The sequence below is a fragment of the Corallococcus sp. AB032C genome, assembly GCF_003668935.1.
Taxonomy (GTDB): domain Bacteria; phylum Myxococcota; class Myxococcia; order Myxococcales; family Myxococcaceae; genus Corallococcus; species Corallococcus exiguus.
The window spans coordinates 1-23633 of the sequence record NZ_RAWP01000070.1 but is presented as its reverse complement, the minus strand read 5'-3'; the positions used below and the strand labels follow the sequence as shown (position 1 = coordinate 23633).

The following is a 23633-nucleotide window of genomic DNA, read 5'->3' as shown; positions in this document are numbered from 1 at the left end:
CTGTCTGTGAGGAGAGCGCGCCGGTACGGGCATTGCTCTCCCCTCCTCCGTACGGGTTGGAAGGGGGAGACGATGCTGGCAAGGGTGCGGTCGGGGGCATTGATGGGCATCGACGCGGTGGTGGTGGAGTGCGAGGTCGACATGGCCCTCGGGCTGCCCTACTTCAACGTCGTGGGACTGCCGGAGGGAGCAGCCCGGGAGTCGAAGGTCCGGGTGGTCTCCGCGCTGAAGAACGCGGGCTTCGACCTTCCGCAGAAGCGGATCACGGTCAACCTGGCGCCCGCGGAGATCCGCAAGGAAGGGGCGGCCTTCGAGCTGCCCATCGCGTTGGGCGTCCTCGCGGCGGCGCGGTTGATGGAGGAAGAACCGCTGGAGCGGTACCTCTTTGGCGGAGAGCTGTCGTTGGATGGCTCCATCAAGGCCATCAAAGGGGTGCTTCCGCTTGCCGTGGCTGCCCGGAATGGCGGCTTCCAGGGCGTCATGGTGCCGGCAGCCAACGCGGCGGAGGCAGCACTGGTGGAGGGCATCCAGGTGCTGTCCGTGGCCCACCTGAAGGAGGCCGTGGGGCACCTCACCGGCAAGGCCCCGCTGACGCCGCTGACGCGCACGGGGACCTCGGTGAGCGGTACTCGCACCGCTACCGCGGACATGGCCGATGTGCGGGGGCAGCCGGAGCTGAAGCTGGCTTTGGAGCTGGCGGCGGCGGGTGGCCACAACATCCTGATGGCCGGGCCTCCAGGGTCGGGCAAGACGATGTTGGCGCGACGGCTGCCAGGCATCCTGCCCGAGCTGTCCTTCGACGAGGCGCTGGAGGTCACGAAGGTCTACTCCATCCAGGGCCTGCTGGGAGACGAGCAGGCGTTGATCCGCGAGCGTCCGTTTCGCGCGCCCCACCACACGCTGTCCGATGCGGGACTCGTGGGAGGTGGCCCCATGGCCCGTCCCGGCGAGCTGTCCCTGGCCCATCACGGCGTGCTGTTCCTCGATGAGCTACCGGAGTTCCGCAAGAACGTGCTGGAGGTGCTGCGCCAGCCTCTGGAGGAAGGCGCCATCCACCTGGCACGGGCCACCCAGCACATCACCTATCCCTGCCGGGTCATGTTGGTGGCGGCGATGAACCCCTGCCCGTGCGGCTACTTCAACGTCCCCGGGCACACGTGCACCTGCCTCGAGCACCGCATCTTCGGCTACCACTCGCGCATCAGCGGGCCGCTGCTGGACCGCATCGACATCACCGTGCAGACGCGGCCGGTGGAGTACCACCATCTCGCCGAGAAGAGTCAGGAACTGCCCAGCCAGTACTACCGGCAGCGAGTCGAGGCCGCGCGCGAACGGCAGCGCGCCCGATTCCACGAGATGCCAGGGGTGCACTGCAATGCCCAGATGCCTTCGCATCTGCTGCGCCGCTACTGCGTGCTGACACCGAAGGCGGAGGCTGAGCTGAAGCGCGCGGTCACTCAATTCGGCCTGTCCGCCCGAGCACATGACCGCATCCTCAAGCTCGCGCTGACGCGCGCGGACCTGGAGGGACACGCACGCATCGAGAACGAGGACATGCGGCTCGCCGTCGACTGCCGGATGCTGGACCGCCGGGGCTGGCTCCACGCCAATACCCGGGGCGCGGTGAATGCGTTACCCCGCGCCTCTCCTGTCAGGCACCAGGCTTCCGAGAACGGCGGGAGCCGGGGGTTCTCCGCCGACAACGGCTGACTCTGCACTCGGGAGCAGCGGCTGCACGCTCCGCTCCTCCAGACGGGGAGCGGGGCCGGTGATGATGCGCGCGGACCTGCCGAAGGTCAGGTACGCGTATGCCCAATTGAGCAGCACGGCCAGCTTGCTTCGGAAGCCAATGAGGAAGGTGATGTGGATGAAGAGCCAGGCCAACCAGGCGACGAAGCCGGATTGCTTCACACGGCGGAAGGCCACGCCCACGGCATGGCCTCTGCCGATGACCGCGTAGGTTCCCCGGTCCCAGTAGCGGAAGGGCTGCATGGGCTGGCCCGCGAGCTGGCGGCGGAGGTTGAGCACCGCGTGCTTGCCCTCCTGCATCGCCGCGGGCGCCACTCCCGGGACCGCGCTTCCGTCCTCCTGATTCACGAGCGCCAGGTCGCCGACGACGAAGATGTCGGGATGCCCGGGCACGGTGAGCTCCGGCGTCACCGGCACGCGCCCTGCCCTGTCCAGCGTCACGCCGAGCGAACGGGCCACGGGCGAGGCCTCCACCCCCGCGGCCCATAGCACCGTGCGGGCCGCCAGATGTTCAGGCCCCATGTCCACGCCCACTGCGTCGATGTTCGTGACCCGGGTGCCCGTACGGACCTCGACGCCGAGCCCCTCCAGCACCCTGCGGGCCTCCGCCGAGAGGTTCTCGGGATAGGTGGGGAGCACGCGGTCCATTCCCTCGATGAGGATGACGCGCGCATCCCGAGGGTCGATGTTCTGGAAGTCACCCGACAATGAATTGCGGCTGATCTCCGCCAGCGCCCCCGCCAGCTCCACGCCCGTGGGACCCGCGCCAATGATGGCGAAGGTGAGCAGCGCGCGGCGGCGCTCGGGGTCCGGTTCGCGCTCGGCCTGCTCGAAGGCGAGCAACACTCGGCGGCGGATCTCCAGCGCGTCCTCGACGGTCTTCAATCCCATCGAGTGTCGCGACCAGGCGTCATTGCCGAAGTACGAGTGCGTCGCTCCGGTGGCGACGATGAGGAAGTCGTATGCCAGCTCACCGTCCGCCAGGAGGACGTGCTTGCGCGCGGTGTCCACGCCAGTGACTTCCACGAGCAGCACCTGGACGTGATTGCGTCCGAGCATCGCTCGCAGTGGCGCGGCGATGTCGCTGGGACTCAGTGTCGCCGTGGCCACCTGGTACAGCAGCGGCTGGAAGAGGTGGTGGTTGTGACGGTCCACCATCGTGACGCGAACCCCTGCCTTTCGCAGGTACCGGGCCGCGTAGAGGCCGCCGAAGCCGCCTCCCAGGATGACCACATGGGGAAGGTTCTCACGGGTCGTATTCACGAGAGGAGATGTCACGCCGACGCGCCAGGGTTTCAACGCAAAGCCTTCCATCCCATCAAGCCGGACTGTCACGTCCCCTTGTGTCTGCTTATGCGGAGATGCCCGCACCTTTGCGCCTTCTCAGCGCATGGGAGACAGCCACGCCGCTCCGCCAGTTCGGACGGCTCTGGCGAACCTGGACGCCCTTGCAGGCCCTTCCGCCTGGAAGCCCGCACGGCATGCGCGTTGCTCTACCCACCGCCAAGGCATCCAGCCCGCAGGGCGGCGAGGGAGGCAGACGAGATGAGCAGGCTGACGGAGAAGTTGAAGGCAGTGGCGGCGGCGGTGGCGTCCATCGAGAAGCAGTTCGGCAAGGGCGCGGTGATGACGCTCGGCGCGGACGCACCTGAGCAGAAAGTGGCGGTCATTCCCACGGGCTCGGTGGGGTTGGACCGGGCGCTGGGCGTGGGGGGCTATCCGCGAGGGCGCGTGGTGGAGCTGTTCGGCAACGAGTCCTCCGGCAAGACGACCCTCACCCTGCATGCCATCGCGCAGGTGCAGGCCGTGGGAGGCGTCGCGGCCTTCATCGACGCGGAGCACGCGCTGGACCTGTCCTACGCGCGCAAGCTGGGGGTGCGTACGGAGGAACTGCTCGTGGCACAGCCGGACACCGGGGAGCAGGCGCTCGAAATCACCGAGCACCTCGTGCGCTCGGGCGCCGTGGACCTCATCGTGGTGGATTCGGTGGCGGCGCTGGTCCCCCGCGCGGAAATCGAAGGGGAGATGGGTGACGCGCACATGGGCGTCCAGGCGCGGCTGATGAGTCAGGCGCTGCGGAAGCTCACGGGCGCGGTGAGCCGCTCCGGCACCTGCATCATCTTCATCAACCAGATCCGCATGAAGATTGGCGTGATGTTCGGCAACCCGGAGACGACGACGGGCGGCAACGCGCTGAAGTTCTATTCGTCGGTGCGGATGGAGATCCGCCGCACGGGCAACCTCAAGGAGGGCGACGCGGTGGTGGGCTCACGGGCCCGCGTGAAGGTGGTGAAGAACAAGCTGGCGCCTCCGTTCCAGGAGGCGGAGTTCGACGTGCTCTACGGCACGGGCATCCACCGCGCCGCCGAGGTGCTGGACCTGGCCGTGAGCGCGGGCGTGGTGGAGAAGTCGGGCAGCCACTTCAGCCTGCGGGGTGAGCGCATCGGCCAGGGCCGCGAGCGGGCATGCGAGTGGCTGCGCGAGCACCCGGACGTCCTGGAGGCCCTTGCTCGCGACCTGGTGGGAGCCACCGCGCCCACCGTGCCGTCCGCGGACTCCGCGGCGGCCTAGGTCGCGGACTGGAGTGCATCCAGCGAGAGGGGGACCTCCCAATGGCGTTGGCCCGCGCGCAGCACCAGATGCCCTTCGGGGCTCTCTTCCAGCATCTCGCCGAACTGGTACTGCGCATCACGAGAGAAGCGGGCCTTCGCCCTGCCCTGCTTCACGCGGCAGGTGAGGACTCCGTCCGGCGTGAGCTGGAGCGACCCCAGGTCCAGGGCTTCGGCCGTCCGGTCGCTCAGACGCAGGGACACACGCTCGTCCGGGGTGATGTCCACGGTGCGGACCTCGTAGGCCGCGTCCTCCACCTGGACGTAGCACCAGTCCGGGGCGATGCGGAGCTGGTAGCGCCCGTCGTCATCCAGGACAAGCGAGGCGTTGAAGAGTTCGATGATCTTCGGGTGCTCGATGGGCTCGTCGTCGTGCCACCAGCGCAACGCCGCATCCAGACGGATGCCGCTGTCCTCACGGGTGTGCCAACGCTTGCCTGGAGGGGGCTGGCCAGTGGGAGGTTGCATGTCGCCCTTGAGGTGCGGGTGAGGCCCTGCGGATTCAAGCCGCCGGAGCCTGGAGGCCTACCAGTTCCGCACGAACTCCGTGTAGCCACGAAAGGCCACGGCGCCCCAGAAGTTCACCAGCACGCCAAGCGCCAGCACGGCGATCACCGCGCGGTTTCGCAGCGACCAGCCGCCAATGGCGAAGAGCAACAGCAGATAAGGCGTGTAGTCCAGGCTGAACCGGAAGCCGAACTGCATGTAACCGGTGTTCTGGTAGAAGAGGCCCGGCAGCGCGCACACCGCCACGGTCAGCCACAGGGACCAGTGCAGACGGGGACGCGTGCGGGGGACCAGCAGGAACACCAACAGGGGCAGCGTGAGCAGCAGCGTCAGCCCATGCGGGTCGTACGACAGCCGCGGCGGAGACAGCGACACCTGGGGCAGCTTGAGGAACGCGGCCTGGAGGTTGCGCGACAGGTACTCGATGTTGAAGAGCCCGAAGCGGTCGATGTCGACGTTCACCCGGTTGTTGAAGAGGTACGAGTGGCCGAACTCGCCGGGCTTGCCGAAGCGGTAGACGTTGTACGCGGCAGCGAGCGCGGCGAGGGGCGCGGCCCCCGCGCCGAAGAGGACGAGCTTGCGGAGGGCGGGCTTCCACGCGGTCGGAAGGGCCTTCAGTTGGGCCAGCCGGTCCGGCCCGGGGCAGAGCGCCTCCAGGACGAAGAAGAGGCCCGCGAACACCAGCGGCGTGCGGGTGAGCACTGCCATGGAGAAGAAGAGCCCCGCGAGCACGGGGCGCCGCGCCTTGACGGCGTTGCGCACGTACAGACACGTGAGCGCCACGCCCATCACCTGCGCTCCGAACCAGACCTCGCCCCGGATGGCGCAGTAGAAGAACAGCGTGCCGAAGGCGAGCACCAGCGACAACACCACGTTGTCGTCGCGGTTGCGCTCCGTCTCCCCTTCCTGCGCGAGGAAGCGCAGCAGCGAATAGAAGAGTGCCACCGCGAGCGCGCCCACGAAGACGCCGAAGGACGTGTCGTTGAACTGGTAGCCGTGCAGCGCGACGAAGGGAAGCATCACGACCGCGGGGAAGGACGGAAAGCTGACGAACCAGCGGTCATCGCGGAGCGGGCGTCCCTCGCACCGCACCTTCTGTCCGTCCACCAGCCGCACGCAGGCCCAGTCCTCCAGGTTGGGCAACACCTGCGGATCCACGTCGAGCCGTCCCTCCAGCCAGGACTGCGCCTGGTAGATGAAGTGCGGCGCGGCGCTCTGCCGGAGGAAGCGCTGCGAGCTGAAGCTGGACAGCACCGCGAACGCGACGAGGAACAGCACCACCTCCACCCGGTAGGCGGACAGCCACAGGCGCACCGCGCTCCGCACCGGATGCACTCCTGCTCCGGCCGGCGACGTGGGGGGGCTGGTGGATTCCGTCGCCGCCGTGGGGCTGGCGAGCGGCGCGGAGGACTCGGGCGTGGCCGGGACGGGTTCGCCCGCGGTGGCGGGGGCCGGGGGCACCGTGGACGGCGCTTCCAGGGCGGAAGGACGGGGACGCTTTGATTTGGAGCGACTCATGGCGACACAGGGGCGGCGAGCAGGTGCAACCTCAACATTTCCAGCACGTGGGATGCGGCGAACATGCGGACCCGGTCCCGGTCACCCGCGAGCGAGATCCGCTCACAGCGGGGCTCCATTCCAGGGCCGGACAGGCCGCAGTACACGGTGCCCACGGGGTCCTCGGGCGTGCCTCCACCGGGGCCTGCGTAGCCCGTGACGGACAGGCCGAACGTGGCGCCGCAGGCGGCGCGGACTCCCTCCGCCATGGCGAGCGCAGTCTGGGACGACACGGCGCTGTGCTTCGCGAGGATGTCCGGGGGGACGCCCACCCAGGCGGACTTCATCTTCTCCGAGTAGGCGACCGCCCCGCCGATGAAGACCTGGCTGGAGCCCGGCACGGCCGTGAGTTCCTGCGCGACGAGGCCGCCCGTGCAGCTCTCCGCCACCGCCAGCGTGTGACCGCCGCGCGCCAGCATGTCGAGGAGCACGGGCGCGTATTCGCTGCCATCCGCGCCGTAGACGTGCGTGCCCAGCACCTGCCGGCATGCGGCCTCCGCGGCCGCGAGCGCGGCGTCGGCCTCCGCCTGCGTGGGGGCTTCCGCCATCAGCTTCAGGTGGTTCTCCGGTGCGTGCGTCCGGAAGCCGAACACCACCCTGGGGTGGCTGGGGGCCAGGGGCATCACCCGCTCGTTCAGCACGGACTCGGGCAGGCGCACGGTTCGCAGCAGGCGGAAGGCCCGGAACGTGCGACCCGATTCGGCGGCGAGCCAGGTCCGCACGCGCGGCAACACCTCTCCGTCCACCAGGGCGCGGTATTCGCGCGGAACGCCTGGCAGGAAGAACAGGTGGGCTCGGCCCAATTGCTGGATGACCAGTGGTGCCGAGCCCTGGGGATTGCGCACCGGCTCGGTGCCCGTGGGGATGCGCGCCATGCGCAGGGCGCCCGGATTCATCATCATGCCCCGTGCGGCGTAGCGCTCCTTCAGCCAGCCGAGCACTCGCGCGTCCTCTTCCATGGACACGCCCGCGGCGGCGGCGGCGCACTCCAACGTGAAGTCGTCCGCAGTGGGCCCCAGGCCTCCGGAGACGATGACCACGTCCGCTCGCGCCGAGGCCTCCAGCAGCGTGCCCGTGATGTCCGGGCGCACGTCGCCCACCACCGTCACCCGTGCGACCTTCACGCCCAGGTCGAAGAGGCGGGCTTCCAGGTACGTGCTGTTGGTGTCCGTGATGAGGCCGGTGACGAGCTCGTCACCGGTGCACAGCAGCTCGACGCGCATGGGCCGGGCATCCTAGCGGCCGGCACGGTCCGCGTCCCGGCTCCCGCGCTTGACTGCTCAGAGGAACGCGGGACCGTCGTCCGTGGCGTTGGCCTCGGAGTCCTCGTCGTCGTCCTCGTCGAGCCCGGCCGCCACCGCCACCGCCGCGACGGAGCCGACCTTGCGGGACGCCAGCCGGCTGCGCACGGAGACCGCGGACTCCACCAGCCCCATGACCAGGTACGCGGCGAAGTACGTCACCAGCACCCAGGCCGGGTGGAACTGCTGGGCGATGAACGCGCCCGTGAGCGCCATGACCATGAAGACGAGCGCCGTCTTGCGGCTGGGACGCGCGTCCTTGAAGGTGCGGTAGCGCACCGTGGACACCATCAGCAGCGACAGGGCGCCCACCGCCACCGCCACCGGCAGTCGCGCGCCGTCACCGAGCGCCTCGCCCTGGCTGGCCACGTGGTGGGAGATGATGAGGGAGACGAGCACGCCAGCCGCCAGCGGGATGGGAAGCCCCACGAAGAAGCCGCCGCCACCGCCGTGCGGGTTGCGCATGGCGAGCACGTTGAAGCGCGCCAGCCGCATGGCGCCGCAGGCCATGAACGAGAAGGAGATGAACAGGCCCCAGAAGCCCATGGGGGCCAACGCCCACTTGTAGACGAGGAGCGCCGGCGCCGCGCCAAAGGACATGACGTCCGCGAGGCTGTCGAGTTGCATGCCGAAGTCGCTCTGCGTCTTCGTCAGGCGGGCCACCCGTCCGTCGAACCCGTCGAAGAACATGGCGAAGAGGATGGCCAGGGCCGCCTGGTACAGCTGCACCGGTTCTGCCTCACCCGAACACAAGGTGATGGCGTAGAAGCCACAGAAGATGGAAGTGACGGTGAAGAGGTTCGGGAGCACGAACATCAGTTTCCGCAGCTTCATCGTTCCCTCGACTTCCCCAGGTGGTCGGCTGCCCATGTGGCAGAAACGGCGAGGGAACGGACCTTAGCAGGGTTTTATTCGCGCTGGAGTCAGTCCCGGGTCGCATGGGAGGAGAAATGCCGTACGGGCAGTGGGCCCTGTGGGGATTGACCGCGGCGGCCGTCCTGCTGCTGGTGAACGTGGTGTGGGTCCTGCTCGTGCGGCGGTGGTACCGCCTCAAGGGGCCCCTTCCCGACCTGCTGCGCGTGCGCTGCGCGGATGGGTGGGAGTTGACCGTGCACGCCCGCCGGGCCCCGGTGCGCCGCTTCGCCGAGCCCGTCCTGCTGTGCCACGGGCTGGCGGCCAACCGCTTCACCTTCGACTTCGAGCCGCCCTACTCCGTGGCCCACTACCTCACCGAGGCCGGCTTCGACTGCTTCAGCGTGGAGTGGCGCGGCACCGGGCACTCGCAACGTCCGCCCAGGGGCCGGCGGCCCACGGACTTCACCGTGGACGACCACATCAACCACGACGGGCCGGCCCTGCTGGAGCTGGCGCTGAAGGAGACCGGCGCGAAGCAGGCCTTCTGGTTGGGTCACTCGCTGGGAGGCCTGGTGGGGTACGGCGTGGCGCAGGGGCACGATGGCGGGAAGCTGGCGGGCCTGCTCGAGTTGGGCGCGCCGGTGTATCTCAAGTCGGAACCGTTCCTGCGGACGCTCATCTCGCTGGGCGTGCGCGCGGCGTGGCCCGGGAGCATCCGTCAGTCGTGGGTGAGCGCCAGCATGGCGCCCTTCCTGGGCTACCTCGCGCTGCCCCTGTCGGACATCGTCGTGAATCCCCGGCACGTCCCGCCGCGCGTCCTGCGGCAGCTGTCCGTCAACATGATGGCGGCGATGAGCCGCAAGGTGCTGCTGCAGTTCCAGGACTGGATCTCCCACGACGCGTTCCGCTCCTACGACCGCAAGACGGATTGGCGCGCGGGCATCGCGAAGCTCCAGTTGCCCGTGCTGGTGATGGGCGGCAGCGCGGACCGACTGGCCACCGCGGCCAACGTGGAGGCACAGTACGCGCTGCTCACGTCACCGGATCGCGCACTGCATGTCTTTGGCCGGGACCGCGGGGACAAGATGGACTACGGCCACGGCGACCTCATCTTCGGCACCGGCGCGCCCATGGAGGTCTACCCCGTCATTCGCGAGTGGATCGAACAGCGCGCCACACCCCTGCCCCCCACGTCCGCTCCCGCTCAGGGCTGAGGCGAGCGGGCGTCGAGCTGGACGCACGGGGAGCGCAGGCCTCGCGTGGTGCTCGCGTCGATGTGGCGGAGCTGGACGCGCGTCTGGCCCTCGCAGTCGGTGGAGACCAGTTCGCCCCGTGCGTCCTTCGCGGTGAGGTCCTCCACCTGCAACTGGCCTTCTTCGATGGCCACCAGGATGGAGCCCGGCGTGTCGCGCACGTCGACGGTCCGGGACTCCAGGGTGGCCTTCGTATCCACCGCCAACGCGGCCAGCCCACAGCCCGAGAGCCGGGCGTTGCGGAGCGTCACGCGGGCCCGCTGCGTCGCCAGCACGCAGGTTCCCTTTGCCCCCTCGACGGTCACGGTGTCGACGTCCGCTTCCACCTGGCGCAGGTGGAGCCCGTCTCCCGTGATGCCATCCGCGGTGCTCACTCCCTTGATGACTCCGTCCCGCAGGCGCACGCGGCCCTGGAGCGCCACCACGCCGTACTCCCTTGAGCCCTCCAGGCGGAAGCGCCGCACCTCCAGGTCCGACGCGGTGAGCTGGAGCGCCCCATAGTTGCCCGCGTCCTTCACGGTCACGTCCTCCAGCAGGCCGTTCGTCGCGGTGAGCCCCATCCCCGCGCGCGTGGCGTGCTCCGAGCTGAAGCCCCGCACCGACAGCCGGGCCTGGTTGGCCGTCACGCCGTACTCGTGGCCCTGGACCCGGACGTCCACCAGCGTCAGCGCGCCCTCCACCGTGGAGAACGCAGTGCCCGTGCCGCCCGAGACCCGCGCCCGTTCGACCTCCGCCACGCCACCCTCCTGGCTGAGCGCCGTCCGGGAGCCCTGGAAGTCCACCCCCTCCAGGCGCACCGTGGCTCCACCCCGGGCCCGAACCGCGCGGTCGTAGGCCCCCACGAACGCACTGTCCCTGAGGATCAGGGACGGCGCGGAAGCCCCTGCGGTTCCTGCCTCCACGAGCACGCCTACCGTGGTCGGTGCCTGGCTGCTCGCCCCTGCCTCGAAGCGCAGCCCCCTGCCCTCCAGCGGACCCGCGCCCAGCCGGATGGCGCCCCGGGTCTGATTGCGGAAGGTCACCGTGTGGACCTTTACGGGGCCCCGGGCCTCCAGGCCCCAGCCTCCTCCCTCGACCACCAGGGACTCCAGGGCGGTGTCCCCTGGCGCCTCCACCACGGTGGTGCCGGGCTCCGCCGCCAGGATCGTGGAAGGGCCCTCCCCCAGGAGCCGGGTGCCCTCCGGCAGTTGGAAGGGGCCTTCGTAGCGGCCGGAGGCCAGGTGCACGCGCTTCGGGCCGGGGCGGGCCAGGGCCGCGATCAGAGAGCGCAGGGGGCGCTCCCGGGTGCCGTCGCCGCCGGAGGCCGCCCCGTCCACCCAGAGCTCGCCCGTCGCCTGGGGCCGGGGGGACGGCCCCGAGCAGGCGCACATCAGGACGAGGAGCCATGGAAGCAGTCGGGTGGGCACGCGGGCAGGCACTCTAGCCCCCTGATGGCACCCTGCTGGAGCTGGATCAGCGGCGACTGCTAAGTGATCGATTTTCCAATGCCTTTCACGCAAAAGCGATCACCAGGCGATCACTTCCCCTGATGTGGAAAGCAGGAGTGTGAGGATGTATCAAAAGATGCGATCCTCCAGACTCTCTACAGGGTGTATTTTCAGAGGCCAGTTTTCATCCGGAGGCCGATTTTCCGGCCCGGGAGCAGGTGGCGCATTGACAGTCGAAAGCTCGATTTGTTACCTCCGCCATCCGCTCGATCAACGCCAGACAACGCAAGAGGGAGGGGTGTCATGACCAAGGCAGAGCTCGTGGAGGTGGTGGCTGCGCAGTCGAAGCTCACGAAGAAGCAGGCCGCCCAGATCCTCGACAGCGTCTTCACCAACATCGGCAAGGCGGTGAAGAAGGACACCCGCTTCAGCTACCCCGGGTTCGGCACGTGGTCGCTGCGCTCGCGCAAGGCGCGGAAGATCCGCAACCCTCAGACCAACGAGATGATGAAGCTCAAGGCGTCGAAGACGGTCGGTTTCCGTCCCGCGAAGGAGCTGAAGAACTCGCTGTAGTCGCAGGGCCGTTGTGAAGGCCCGTCCCCCTCAGGGGCGCGAACCCGCGGCCGGGTGGCGCCCCTGGGACGTGAGGACGGGGGACTCCGTGGGCATGCGGGCCACGGGACGCTCTTCGGACGCGTCCGGGGCCGCCTCGGGGGCGACGAGCGCCTCCAGCGGATCCAGTGAACTGCCGTCGTGCCAGAGCTCGAAGTGGACGTGGACGCCGGTCGCAAGGCCTGTGTCCCCCGCGAGCCCCACCACGTCGCTCCTCGCCAGCACCTCGCCGGTCGTCACCAGGACCTCGGACAGGTGGCTGTAGCGCGTCACCCACTGGCCGTCGTGCTGGACCTCCACCATCTTGCCGTGGTCGCCGTTCCAGCCGGCGCGCAGGACGACGCCCCGGTCCGCGACGCCCACGGGCTGTCCCCGGCGGGCCGCCAGGTCCACGCCCGAGTGGCGGCGCAGCTGGCCGGTGATGGGGTGCCAGCGGTCGCCGTAGAGGCTGGTGATGGTGACCGGCTCCACGGGCCAGGCGAGGCGCGGCGGGCCGGAGGGCTCCGGCGGCTGCTCCCAGCGGCGCAGCGTGGACGCGCGCACGATGAGGCGGCCCACGCGCACCACCACGGCCTCCGCGAGCGAGCCCGGCATGTCGCCGTAGAGGCGCGCGTCCTGCTCCAGCTCCGCCTCCATCACGCCTCGGGCGCGCGTCAGGTCGCGGGTGTCGGTGTGCTCCACCGGCCGGGCCAGGAAGGCGTCCATGGCCGCGTTCATCGCCTCCCAGTTGCGCACCTGTGCGGCGGGCATGGCGCTGCCGCGCTGGACCTTCTCGCGGTAGGCCTGGGCCTGTTGCACGAACGCGGTGAGGGCGGCTTCCAGCTCCGTGGAGCGTTCGGGCGCCAGCGGCCCGCGGGCGCGCTCCGGTTCGTGGGGGAGGAAGGGCGTGCCGGAGCTGACGAAGCCGCTGTCGCCCGAGGTCGCGTACAGCTCCTCAAAGCTCATCTTCCCCGGCCGCGGCGTCGCGCAGGCGGAGAGGGCCAGCAGGGCAAGGACGGCGGGTCGGCGCACGGCGGGGTGAGCCTACCACCGCGCCGGGCCGTCCACCTGTTCCGGGCCGTGGATCATCCCCTGGCGCACAGGTGCGTGTGGTCCGCACCCAGCGCGTGGACGGGGCTCGTCCCCGGGTGCCGGAGGACCGTCATTCCGCTGACAGCCGCGCCTGGCCACGGCGCCCCGCACGAACCTGTCCGACAGTCGGACAGATTTCAGGACACCGCGGCCGGCCCGCGAGCCCGGTGCCGCTCGTGTCAGGCAGCGAGAGCCTGACGGATGCGCGCCAGGGCGTCGTCGATGTCCGCGGTGGACACGTCCAGGTGGCACACGAGGCGGATGGAGTGCGGACCCGTGGGGTTGGCGAGCACGCCCTGCTTCAGGAGCAGCGCGGAGGCCTCCGCCGCCGGACGCACCAGGTCCGCGAACACCATGTTCGTCTCCACCCTCGCCAGGTCCACCTTCACGCCCGGCACCTGGGCCAGGCCTTCCGCCAGCCGGCGCGCGTTGGCGTGGTCCTCGGCCAGGCGCTCCACGTGGTGCTCCAGCGCGTACAGCGCCGCCGCCGCGAGGATGCCCGCCTGCCGCATGCCGCCGCCCAGCCGCTTGCGCAGCCGCCGCGCCTCGCGGATGACATCCTTCTTGCCCGCGAGCGCCGAGCCCACCGGCGCGCCCAGGCCCTTGGAGAAGCACACCGACGTCGAGTCCGTCAGCGACGCCCACGCGGACGCGGGCTGGCCCGCCGCCACCTCCGCGTTGAACAGCCGCGCGCCGTCCAGGTGCACCGCGAGCCCGGCCTTGCGCCCCGCCTCCACCACCGCCTTGAAGCGCTCCACCGGCCACACCGTGCCGCCGCCGCGGTTGTGCGTGTTCTCCAGCGACAGCAGGCGCGTGCGCGGGTTGTGGATGTTGTCCTCGCGCACCGCCGCCGTGACGGTCTCCGGCTTCAGCAGGCCGCGCTCGCCCGGCAGGGGCCCCGGCTGCACGCCCCACAGCGCCGGCACCGCGCCGCCTTCGTACTGGAGGATGTGGCTGCCCTCCTCCGTGAGCACCTCGTCGCCAGGACGGCAGTACGCGCCGATGGCGATCTGGTTCGCCTGCGTCCCGGAGGGGACGAAGACGGCGGCCTCCAGTCCGAGCCGCTCGGCGACGCGCTCCTCCAGGCGCCGCACGGTGGGGTCCTCGCCGTAGACGTCGTCGCCGACCTCCGCGTCGGCGATGAGCCTGCGCATGGCGGGCGTGGGCTTCGTCACGGTGTCGGAGCGGAAGTCGATGGGCTTCATGGTTCTCCTCGCTGCGTGAAAAGGGATGCCCCGCCATGGCGCTTGGGCGGGGCCTCCCCGTGACATACAACGCCCGCGTGGCCCGGCGAGAGACAGTGGCGGAGAAGCGGCAGCGTGCGGTGTCGATCCTGGACGGTCTGGAGGCGGCCATGCCGGACGCCCGCATCGAGCTGGACTTCCGCACGCCACTGGAGCTGCTGGTCGCCGTCATCCTGTCCGCGCAGTGCACCGACAAGCGCGTCAACCTGGTGACCCCTGCCCTGTTCGCCCGCTTCCCGGATGCCCAGGCCTACGCGCGCGTCGAGCCCACCGACGTCGAGCCCTTCATCCGCACCTGCGGGCTGTACCGCGCGAAGGCGAAGAACATCGTCGCCACGGCGCGCACGCTCGTCACCGAGCATGGCGGGCAGGTGCCGCTGGTGCGCGACACGCTGGCGGAGCTGCCGGGCGTGGGGCTGAAGACCGCGGGCGTGGTGTGCATCCACCTGGGCGGCGACGCGGCCTTCCCCGTGGACACGCACGTGAAGCGGCTGGCGTACCGGATGGGCTTCACCACGCACGAAGACCCGGACAAGGTGGAGAAGGACCTGCAGGCGCTGCTGCCTCGCGAGCGGTGGACGCTGGGGCATCAGCTGCTGGTGTGGCACGGGCGGCGCACGTGCTTCGCGCGCTCGCCCGATTGCGGCTCCTGCGTGGTGGCGGCCCGGTGCCCGAAGAAGGGCGTGCGCGCCACCTCGAAGGCTTAAGCGGACGCCGGAGCGCCCTGCTCGCGCGAGGCCTTGAGCTTCTTCATGCGCTTGCGGATGAACTCGCGCTTGAGCGTGGAGACGTGGTCCACGAAGACGGTGCCGTCCAGGTGGTCCGTCTCGTGCTGCACGGCGATGGCCAGCAGGCCGTCACAGCGCAGCGTCTGCTCCTGGCCTTCCTCGTCCAGGTAGCGCACCGTGGCGAAGGCGGCGCGGTCCACGTCCTCGGCTTCACCGGGGATGGAGAGGCAGCCTTCCGTGTAGGTCGTCTCCCCTTCGAGCGAGACGAACTCCGGGTTGATCATCGCCAGGGGCCTGGCGTCCGGCTGCTGCGACCGGGTGTCCAGGACGATGATGCGCTGGAGGATGCCCACCTGCGGGGCGGCGAGACCGACACCCTCGGCGTCGTACATGGTCTCGAACATGTCCTTGATGAGCGCGCGGACCTTGTCGTCCACCTTCGCCACCGGCTTGGCCTTCTGCTTCAGGATGGGGTCGGGCCAGATGAGAATCTCGCGAACCATGGAGGGGACTCTTAACTCCTCCGGACCGCGACGGGCAACCGTTCCACCGGGCATCAGTCGAGCAGATTACGGGCGTACTCGCCCCGCAGCCGGTCGTCTCCCAACGCCCGGGCGGCCTCCGTCAACACCGCGCGGATCTGCTGCGCGCGGTGCTGGAGCGCGGGGTCCGGATGGCCGGCGAAGCGCAGCGGGTGGAACTCGGCGGCGAGCAGCGCGTAGGCCCTCTTGACCTCTTCACTGCCGGCCGAGCGCGCGAGCCCCAACACGGTGAAGTAGTCCGCGTCCTGGATCTCCTCGAACTTGGCCTCCAGACGGTGCACGTCCAGCTCCGGCGGCAGGTGGCCGTGCGCGTCCTCCGACGGCGGATGCAGCGCGATGAGGCCCAGCGTCCGCGCCACCGCGAGCGCCTTGAGCGCTCCGTCCTGTGGCAGGCCCGCGCCCAGGAGCAGTGACTCCAGCGTGCGTTCGCCGTCCACGGCCTGCAGGAGCTGGAGCTCGCGAGCGGAGAGGCCGAAGTCCGCGGGGGGCATGTGCGCGTCGCCTCGGGAGACCTGGGCGCGCAGGGAGCCCGCCGCGTCCAGGAGCGATTCGGCGGTGAGCGTGTTGCGCAGCCCTTCCGCGAGCAGGTGCAGCGGCGGGCGCGTGGCGGCGGCGAGCGCCACCTCGTGGGGCGCGGGCTCCGGCACCAGGCGGTAGAGCGTGGAGGGCTCCGCGAGCGCGTCCAGGAAGACCTGTTCGGTGTAGCGCTGGACCAGCGGGACGGATTCGGCTTCGCGCACGTAGCCGCGCCCGCGCAGGGCTTCCAGCAGCGTGCCGGTGGTGGCGCTGCGCACGAGCCGCAGCTCGGCTTCCTGGCGCGCGTCGATGAGGCCGTCCGCGCGGGCGCGGTCCACGAGGGACTCGCCCTGCGCGGAGGACGCGGCGCCGACCAGGGCTCCGTCGCGCAGCCAGAGGACGCGCAAGGCGTTCATCACCTTGAGCTCCAGGCGCACCTCCATGCGCGCGTCGCAGAGCCGCAGGATGAGGCGCGAGAGGCCCTCCTGCGTGAGGCTGCCGCTGCGGGCCACCGCCATCTCCGGGCGGCCGGGCGAGTCGAGGGGGATGATGGTGGCGCGGGCCTGGGCCGCGGCTTCTTCCGCGTCCCGCTGCGCTCGGGCTTCGAGTTGTTCGCGCTCGCGCTCGGCCTGGAGGCGCTGTTCGACGGCTTCGACTTCGAGCCGGGTGCGCGTCTCGCGCTCGCGGGTGAGCTCCTCTCGGAGCTGATCAAGCTGCGCTTGCAGGGTGTCTCGGGCCTGCGTGAGGTCCGTGGATTCGGAGCGGGCGCGGGCTTCGGCTTCGGTGCGCGCGTGGGTTTCCGCGGCGAGGCGGGACTCCGCGGTTGTGCGGGCCTGGGACTCGGTTTCGAGGCGGGCTTCGAGGTCCTGGCGTGCACGGCCCTCGGAGTCGAGGCGGACTTCCAGCACAGTGCGCAGCCGTCCTTCGGACGTGGCCTTGGCGGTGGCTTCGGCGGCCTTCTGCTCGGACTGGAGGGCGCGGGCTTCCGCGGCGGTGCGGGCCTGGAGTTGCTGCTCGGCCGTGGCTTCCGCTTCGGCGCGGGCCTGTTCGGCCTGGGCCAGGAGGGTCCGTGCGAGTTCGTCCGCGTCGGTCCGGGCGTGCGTGGACTGCTCCGCGCGGGACTCCGACTGGGAGAGGGACTGCGTGAGTTGCTCCGCCCGGGCCTGGGCCTGGGTCAGCGCCTGCGTGAGCTGCTCGATGCGCGCCTGGGCCTCGGTGCTCGCGTGGGTGGATTGCTCCGCGCGCGCTTCGACTTCGGTGCGTGCCTGCGCGAGATGATCAGCGCGGGCTTCCGCTTCCGTGCGTGCCTGCGTGAGTCGCTCGATGCGCGACTCGGCTTCAGTGCCTGCCTGCGTGAGCTGCTCGATGCGCGACTCGGCTTCGGTGCTTGCTTGCGTGAGCTGCTCGATGCGGGCTTCGGCTTCGGTGCGTGCTTGCGTGAGCTGCTCGATGCGGGCTTCGGCTTCGGTGCGTGCTTGCGCGAGCTGATCAGCGCGGGCTTCCGCTTCAGTGTGGGCCTGCGTGAGCTGCTCGATGCGAGCCTGGGCCTGCGTGAGCTGGTCCTCGCGGCTCCCCGAGTTGGCCTGGAGCTGCTGGAGTTGCTCCGCTCGGGCCTCTGCTTCGGCCCGTGCCTGCTTCAGCTGCTCGGTGTTGGCGTCGCGGGCCTTTTCGGCTTCGGTGGCTCGCGCTTCGGCCTGCTTCAGGGCCTGCGTCAGTTGCTCCACGCGGGCTTCCGCCTGGAGCAGGGCTTCGGCGGGCTGCGCGGCCTTCGCTTCGGCTCGCTGGCGAGCCTGCTTGAGCTGCTCCATCCGGGCGTTGACCTGGCTCAAGGTCTCCGCGAAGCGCGCCTCGTTCTGCAGCCTCGCCGCATCGGCGTCTTCCACTCGGGCCTGGGCTTCGGCCAGGGCTTCTTCGGCCTTCGCGGCCCGGGCTTCCGCCTGGGCCAGGGCTTCGGCGTTCTGTTCCGCGGTGGCTTCCGCGGCGGCTCGGGCCTCCTCGGCTTGCGTGGCGCGGCTTTCGGCCTGGCTCACCGCCTGGGCGGACTGCCTTGCCTTGGCTTCGCCCTGGAGCAGCACCTGCGCCAGTTGCTGCGCCCGGGCCTCCACCTGCGCCAAGGCCTGCGCGGACTGCTTCGCCTTCGCCTCGGATTGCGCCAGCGCCTGCGTGGCCTGCTGCACCCGCGTCTCCGCCTGGGCCAGCGCCTGCGCGGAGTGCTTCGACTTCGCTTCGGACTCGGCCAGCGACTGGGCCAGCTGGTGCGCACGCACCTCCACTAGGGACAGCGCCTGCGCGGAGTGCTTCACCTTCGCTTCGGCGGTCGTGCGGGCCTTCGCCTCCGCTTCGGCACGGGCTTCCGCCTCGGCACGCCGCGCATCCAGGTTCGCACGGAGCGCGGCGTCCTCGGTGTCGCGGCTCTCCGCCTGGTCGGAGTCGGATTGCGCTCGCTGACGCGCATCCTCGCGCGCCCTGGATTCGGCTTCCGCCCGGGCTTCGGCCGCGATTCTTGCTTCGGTCTCGGCTTCGAGCCGCGCTTCCACGTCCGTGCGTGCGGCCTGCTCCAGCTCGGCGCGGGCTTCGGCCTCCTCGCGCGTCTGCGCTTCCTGATGGGCTCGGAGCTCGGCCTCCTCGCGCGCCTGGACCTCCGTGGCGAGCCGCTTCTCGAGTTCGACGAGCTCGAGCCGGGCCATCTCCGCGAGGGCTTCGGCTTCGCGGCGGTCGCGCGCCTCGGCTTCCGCGCGAGCTTCGGCCTCCACCCGGCCTCCGGCTTCGGACGCGAGCCGCGCTTCGACCTCCGCGAGGGCCTCCGTCGCCGACTCGGCCCGGACTTCCGAGGCCTCATGCGCCGCCGAGGCCTGCTTCAACAGGGACTCGGCTCGGGCGCGGGCGTGGACCTCCGCTTCGGCCCTCACCTCCACGGCGCTCCGGGCCTCTACCTCCGCGTCCGCTTCGAGCCGCGCGTCTTCGCGTGCTCGCTCTTCGCTCGCGATGCGATCTTCCAGCTCCACGCGGAGCGACTGCTCCGATTCGGCCAGGGCTTCCGCGTCCGCGGCCCGGGCCTCCGCCTCCTCGATGGCGGCGTGGGCCAGCGCCAGCTCTTCACGCAGCGATTCCAGCTCCGCGGCGAGATCCGCTGACGGCTCGGCTGCGCCCGTGCGCGCGGGTGAGGGGGCTTCCTGCTCCTGGGTGCGCGTCTTGTTCGCCCGTTGCAGGCCTCCGGGTACCTGCAGCGGCGACGACGGCGCCTGGGCTTCCGCGCTCTCCGCGCGCGACGACGCACCGACGGCATCCGCGGCACCGGCGCGCGGATTCGCGGAGGAGCCGGCTGGCGTCGCCGCATCCCCTGCTCTTGCCGCGACAACAGGACCGGACTCATTGCCCGGACGCGTGGACGTGCCACCTGTCGCCGCACCGGACTTGTCGCTCAGGCCCGCGGCGCTGCCACCCGCGCCTGTTGCATCGCCCGGGTTCGCGGACGAGACGCTCACGCTCGCCACGACGCCCGCGCTGCTCTTGCCCGATGAGCGCAGCGGGACACGGGCCGCGACACGCAGCGGCCTCTCGGTGTTCACGCGAGGCGAGGTGCTGTCCGCCGTTCCTCCATCGCGCGACTCCGTGGCCTCATCCGGACGCGAGGCCGCCTTGCCCGACTTCGCGTCATCAATCTTCGCGCGTGCCGCAGCCGCCGGGCTCGCGGGGCCCGAAGGCTCCGCCCACTGGAGGGGCCTGGCCCCCTCCGTCTTCGCCTCCTCGACGGTCTCGGAATCGAACCAGTCCGACCCCACCGGCTTCGCGTCGTCCGAGGAGGACTCATCCCCCCGCTCTCGCGCATCGGCGGAGGCCTTGAGCTCCGCCTCCAGTACGTCCCAGTTCGACAGGCCCGCCGCCGCCAACTCCTCCGCGGTCGGCTCCGAGGGCGCGTCCTCCTGCGACTCACCCGCCGCCGCGGCCCGCTCCTCCGCCGCCACGTCGTCCGCGACCGAACCGAAGTCCGTCTCGTCGGAGTCGTCCACGCCGCCCGGAGGCGCACGCGTCTCCAGCTCCGGATCCGGCTCCAGTTCCTTCCACGCCAGCGGCGCGGAGCCCTCCGGATCCGACGCCTTCGCCGCCCCGCCGTCCTCGTCCGAGTCGACGTCGAAGAACCCCTCGTCCCCCAGCTTCGGCGCGGACTTCACCGGCTTCAGCCCCGGAGGGGTGAGTGGCTCCTCACGGAACGCGAGCCGCCCCTCCGCGAGCGCCTCTTCCTCACCCTCCTCGTTCGGGAACGGGAAGCGCAACGTGGTGCGCGCTTCCGGTGGACGGCCCTCGAGCGCATCCTCGGCGTTCGGCGGCTCCGCGTCCCACTCGGAGCCGATGCTCGCGTCCGGATCCTCCTCGCCCCACGCTTCGCCGGAGTCACCCTCCTCCGCCGACCCCGTCCACTGCGACTTCGTGCCCACCGACAGCGCGGAGTCGATGGAGGCGATCGCCTCCGTCTCCACTTCCAGGTGCGCCTGCTCCAGCGCGGCGTTCATCGCCAGGTGCGTGCTGCGCTCACGCTGCTGGTGCACGGCGTGCGCGCTGCGCTCCTCGCGCGTCATCGCCGCCACTTCCCAGTCCGTCTGGTTCAGCGGCGCCAGGTCCCCGAACAGCGCGTTCGCCAGCGCGGGGTCCCCGCCCACCGAGCGCGGCGACGTCACGTGCCAGGCTTCGTCCACCGGGGCGCTCCCCTTCGGCGGCTCGCTCAGCGTCCGGTTCTCCACCACGCGCCAACCATCCGCCTCCGCCGGCGCGCGGATCAACGTGTCCACCAGCGTCACGAAGCTCGGCCCGTCCAGGGGCAGCGGCGCCACCGGCGCGCTGAAGCCTTCGATGGGCTCACTCAGCAGCAGCACCCGCGCCTTGTGGCCATCCGGGTGCTGCACCAGCTCTTCCAACACCACGCGCCCGCGGTCGCTCTCCACGCTCGGCGCGAGCACGATGAGCTCCGGCAGGTGATGCCCGAAAGCAATGAGCGCGTCCGCGGCGGAAGTCGCGAGGATGACCTCGTGCCCTTCGCGGGACAGCAGTCGCCGGACGGCGGCGATGGTGGCGATGTCGTCGTGTACGAGGAGGACCGAGGCGCCCATGGGGGAGCCAGGGAGTCTACAGCATGGCCCCGGGATCCACGTCGATCACGACCTTCACTCCGTTGGGCACATCCGCCAACGCCGCCTCCAACCGGGCGAGCAATGGGGCGAGCGCCGCATGCGTCGGCGCCTTCAGGAGCAGCTGCCAGCGCGTCTTGCCCCGGATGCGGGCGATGGGCGCCAGGGCCGGCCCCAGCAGGCGCACCCCCGCCGACGCCGGTGGCATGTGCCGTCCCACCAGGTTCCCCAGGAACCGAGCCACACCCGCGGTCTGCTCCGGGTGCTCGCCCTCCAGCCGGACGGACGCCATGCGCGCGAAGGGCGGATAGGCCAGCGCCTTGCGCCACTCCAGCTCCTGCTTGGAGAACCCGTCGAAGTCGTGCGCCAGCATCCGCTTCACCGGCTCCGCGTCCGGGTTGTAGGTCTGCACCAACACCCGCCCCGGGTCCTTCCCGCGTCCCGCGCGCCCCGCCACCTGGGTCAACAGGTGGAAGGTCCGCTCAGCCGCTCGGAAATCGGGAATCGCCAGGGAGGTGTCCGCCATCACCACGCACACCAGCGTCACGCCCGGGAAGTCGTGCCCCTTGGCCACCATCTGGGTGCCCACCAGCACGTCGAGCTCCCGCCGCGCGAAGGACGCCAGCAGCTCCGTCAGCTTCTCCGCGCTCGTCGCGGAGTCGCGGTCCAGCCGCGCTACGCGTGCGTGTGGCATCCGCTCCAGGACCTCCGCTTCCACGCGCTCCGTGCCGATGCCGAGCTTGAGCAGCGGGCCGGTGCACTCGCGGCAGCTGTCCGGGACCGGGAAGGCCACGCCGCAGTAGTGGCACACCACCCGGTTCTGCGAGCGGTGGTGCGTCATGCACACGTCGCAGTCCTGGCACTTGAGCGACAGGCCGCACACCTCGCACAGGAGGATGGTGCTGTGGCCGCGGCGGTTGAGGAACAGGATGACCTGCTGCCCCTTGGCCACCGTCTCCTCCATGGCCTGGAGCATCTGCGGGCTGAGGATGGGCGCCTCTTCCGTCACCTGGCCCTCGCGCGGACGCTCCACGCGCAGGTCCACCAGGCTGATGGTGGGCATGGGCCGGTCGTCCACGCGGTTCTTCAGCTCGATGAGCTTGTAGCGGCCGGAGCGCGTGTTCTGGAGCGTCTCCAGTGAAGGCGTCGCCGAGCCCAGCACCACCACCGCGCTGGCCTGCTTGCCGCGCACCACCGCCAGGTCGCGCGCCTGGTAGCGCAGCTTCTCGTCCTGCTTGAAGGACGGGTCGTGCTCCTCGTCCACGACGATGAGCCCCAGGTTCTCCACCGGCGCGAACACCGCCGAGCGCACGCCCACGGCGATCTTCACCGTGCCCTTGCGCAACGCCTGCCAGTGGAACAGCCGCTCGCGGTCCTTCAGCCCCGAGTGCAGCACCGCCACGTCGCCGCCGAAGCGGCTGCGGAAGCGCCCCACCAGCTGCGGCGTCAGCGCGATTTCCGGCACCAGCACCAGGCTGCCCAGGCCACGCGCGAGCGTGTGCTCCACCGCGCGCAGGTACACCTCCGTCTTGCCGCTGCCGGTGACGCCGTGCAGGAGGTACGGCTGGAAGCCGCCCGCGTCGACGGCGCCCTGCAGTTCCTTCACCGCCAGGGCCTGCTCCGGGGTGAGGCGGTCCGGGCGGTTCTGCACCAGGCCCTCGCGCACGCCGGGCTGCAGCGTCACCTCCACCCACTTCACGAACTTGCGCGTCGCCAGCTTCTTCAGCGTCTCGCGCGCGCCGGGGATGGCGTGCGTCACCTCGTCCAGCGGCGCGCGCCCGCCCACCGCCAGGAGGTACTGGAGCACGGCGGCCTGCGCCGGAGCGCGGGCCAGTTGGGGCGGCACCTCCTCGACGAGAGCCTCCACGAAGAACTGGATGTCCGGCCTGGCTTCCTTCTCATCCACCGCGGTGGAGAGGCCCGGCGGCAGCGCGCCGCGAATGACCTCGCCCAGCGGATAGCGGTAGTGCTCCGCGGTGAAGCGCAGGAGCGCGATGAGGTCCTTGGGCAGGGACGGCGAGTCCTCCAGCACGCGCTGGATGGGCTTGAGCCGCACGCCGCCTTCCACCGGTGCGTTGGCGGGCCCCAGGTAGAAGCCCAGCGCCATGCCCCGGCCGAAGGGCACGAGCACGCGCTGGCCCGGGGCGAGGTTGCCCGCGAGCGCCTCCGGCACCAGGTAGGTGAACTCCCCGCGCACGGGACGGCCCACGGCGACAGAGGCAAGTTGGGCGGGAGTGGCGCTCACGACGGGGCGCACTGTAGCGGCGTGCTCCCGCTCCGACACTTCCCTTCCCACATCCGTACGCCGCGTCCGCAACGGAATGGAACCGCGAGAGGGGGCCTCTGCCTGTGCCCGAGGAAAACCACCCAGCGCGAAGTGCTCTTGCTCCATGACCGACCTCTTGCCGCCAGCGTCCCCGGCCCGCCCGTCCTGCACCCGGGATCCACTGTGCCCCGGGCGTCTGACATCCCCGGTGCCCTGGAAGCACGAAGGGCCCCTCCCGACCCTGGAAGACAGGGTGCGGAAGAGGCCCGGTGG

16 protein-coding genes are annotated in these 23633 nt (G+C 70.7%); 5 read left to right on the top strand and 11 right to left on the bottom strand.

All coding sequences use genetic code 11. The features are described 5' to 3' along the window. Window positions 1–72 precede the first annotated feature (72 nt). Complete coding sequence (locus tag D7X99_RS26910) at window positions 73–1710, top strand: YifB family Mg chelatase-like AAA ATPase (protein WP_121780288.1); 1638 nt, start codon at window positions 73–75, stop codon at window positions 1708–1710. Here D7X99_RS26910 and D7X99_RS26905 read toward each other — a convergent pair. Next, window positions 1633–3012: an NAD(P)/FAD-dependent oxidoreductase gene (locus tag D7X99_RS26905; protein ID WP_121780287.1), complete on the bottom strand. Its 1380-nt coding sequence runs from the start codon at window positions 3010–3012 to the stop codon at window positions 1633–1635. The genes D7X99_RS26910 and D7X99_RS26905 overlap by 78 nt on opposite strands. Window positions 3013–3294: 282 nt before the next feature. Between D7X99_RS26905 and recA the strand changes: the two genes are divergently transcribed. Further along, window positions 3295–4320, top strand: a complete 1026-nt coding sequence (gene recA / locus D7X99_RS26900) for a recombinase RecA (RefSeq protein ID WP_121780286.1) — start codon at window positions 3295–3297, stop codon at window positions 4318–4320. On the opposite strand, the gene D7X99_RS26895 is transcribed toward recA, so the two are convergent. The 4 genes from D7X99_RS26895 to pssA are packed head-to-tail and all read right to left on the bottom strand — an operon-like array spanning window position 4317 to window position 8557. Continuing rightward, window positions 4317–4826, bottom strand: coding sequence for a DUF1285 domain-containing protein (locus D7X99_RS26895; RefSeq protein ID WP_121780285.1), 510 nt, complete (start codon window positions 4824–4826; stop codon window positions 4317–4319). The two genes, recA and D7X99_RS26895, sit on opposite strands and share 4 nt — an antisense overlap. A 57-nt stretch (window positions 4827–4883) precedes the next feature. Further along, on the bottom strand, window positions 4884–6383 hold the full coding sequence (locus D7X99_RS26890) for a hypothetical protein (RefSeq protein WP_121780284.1): 1500 nt from the start codon (window positions 6381–6383) through the stop codon (window positions 4884–4886). Then, the gene (locus D7X99_RS26885) at window positions 6380–7645 is read right to left on the bottom strand and encodes a CinA family nicotinamide mononucleotide deamidase-related protein (RefSeq protein WP_121780283.1); all 1266 of its coding nucleotides are present in this window, start codon (window positions 7643–7645) and stop codon (window positions 6380–6382) included. Before D7X99_RS26885 ends, D7X99_RS26890 begins: the two co-directional genes overlap by 4 nt. 57 nt (window positions 7646–7702) lie before the next feature. Next, the gene (gene pssA / locus D7X99_RS26880) at window positions 7703–8557 is read right to left on the bottom strand and encodes a CDP-diacylglycerol--serine O-phosphatidyltransferase (RefSeq protein ID WP_121780282.1); all 855 of its coding nucleotides are present in this window, start codon (window positions 8555–8557) and stop codon (window positions 7703–7705) included. 116 nt (window positions 8558–8673) lie between these two features. Between pssA and D7X99_RS26875 the strand changes: the two genes are divergently transcribed. After that, window positions 8674–9792, top strand: coding sequence for an alpha/beta fold hydrolase (locus D7X99_RS26875; RefSeq protein ID WP_121780281.1), 1119 nt, complete (start codon window positions 8674–8676; stop codon window positions 9790–9792). Here the strand turns inward: D7X99_RS26875 and D7X99_RS26870 are convergent. Beyond that, entirely contained in the window at window positions 9783–11237 is a 1455-nt protein-coding gene (locus D7X99_RS26870; protein ID WP_121780280.1) for a hypothetical protein, read from the bottom strand. The two genes, D7X99_RS26875 and D7X99_RS26870, sit on opposite strands and share 10 nt — an antisense overlap. Before the next feature lie 324 nt (window positions 11238–11561). Between D7X99_RS26870 and D7X99_RS26865 the strand changes: the two genes are divergently transcribed. Next, window positions 11562–11831 carry an HU family DNA-binding protein gene (locus tag D7X99_RS26865; RefSeq protein WP_014394187.1) on the top strand — a complete coding sequence of 90 codons (270 nt, stop codon included), beginning with the start codon at window positions 11562–11564 and terminating at the stop codon, window positions 11829–11831. A 30-nt stretch (window positions 11832–11861) separates the two neighbouring features. Here D7X99_RS26865 and D7X99_RS26860 read toward each other — a convergent pair whose 3' ends face one another. Together D7X99_RS26860 and ltaE are read right to left on the bottom strand one after the other, a co-directional pair. Next, window positions 11862–12881 carry a M23 family metallopeptidase gene (locus D7X99_RS26860; RefSeq protein WP_120575924.1) on the bottom strand — a complete coding sequence of 340 codons (1020 nt, stop codon included), beginning with the start codon at window positions 12879–12881 and terminating at the stop codon, window positions 11862–11864. Window positions 12882–13120: 239 nt separating this feature from the next. After that, a complete protein-coding gene (gene ltaE, locus D7X99_RS26855; protein ID WP_120575923.1) occupies window positions 13121–14146 on the bottom strand; it encodes a low-specificity L-threonine aldolase in 1026 nt (341 codons plus the stop codon). Window positions 14147–14181: 35 nt separating this feature from the next. On the opposite strand from ltaE, the gene nth reads away from it, so the two are divergent. Next, window positions 14182–14892 carry an endonuclease III gene (gene nth, locus D7X99_RS26850; RefSeq protein WP_121780279.1) on the top strand — a complete coding sequence of 237 codons (711 nt, stop codon included), beginning with the start codon at window positions 14182–14184 and terminating at the stop codon, window positions 14890–14892. Here the strand turns inward: nth and def are convergent. The 3 genes from def to priA are packed head-to-tail and all read right to left on the bottom strand — an operon-like array spanning window position 14889 to window position 23486. After that, window positions 14889–15416 (bottom strand): peptide deformylase, encoded by a 528-nt coding sequence (gene def / locus D7X99_RS26845; protein WP_120575921.1) that lies wholly within the window; start codon window positions 15414–15416, stop codon window positions 14889–14891. The genes nth and def overlap by 4 nt on opposite strands. A 53-nt stretch (window positions 15417–15469) precedes the next feature. Further along, entirely contained in the window at window positions 15470–21076 is a 5607-nt protein-coding gene (locus D7X99_RS26840) for a response regulator (protein ID WP_121780278.1), read from the bottom strand. Between the two features lie 16 nt (window positions 21077–21092). Beyond that, a complete protein-coding gene (gene priA / locus D7X99_RS26835) occupies window positions 21093–23486 on the bottom strand; it encodes a primosomal protein N' (protein WP_121754343.1) in 2394 nt (797 codons plus the stop codon). Between the last annotated feature and the right edge of the window lie 147 nt (window positions 23487–23633).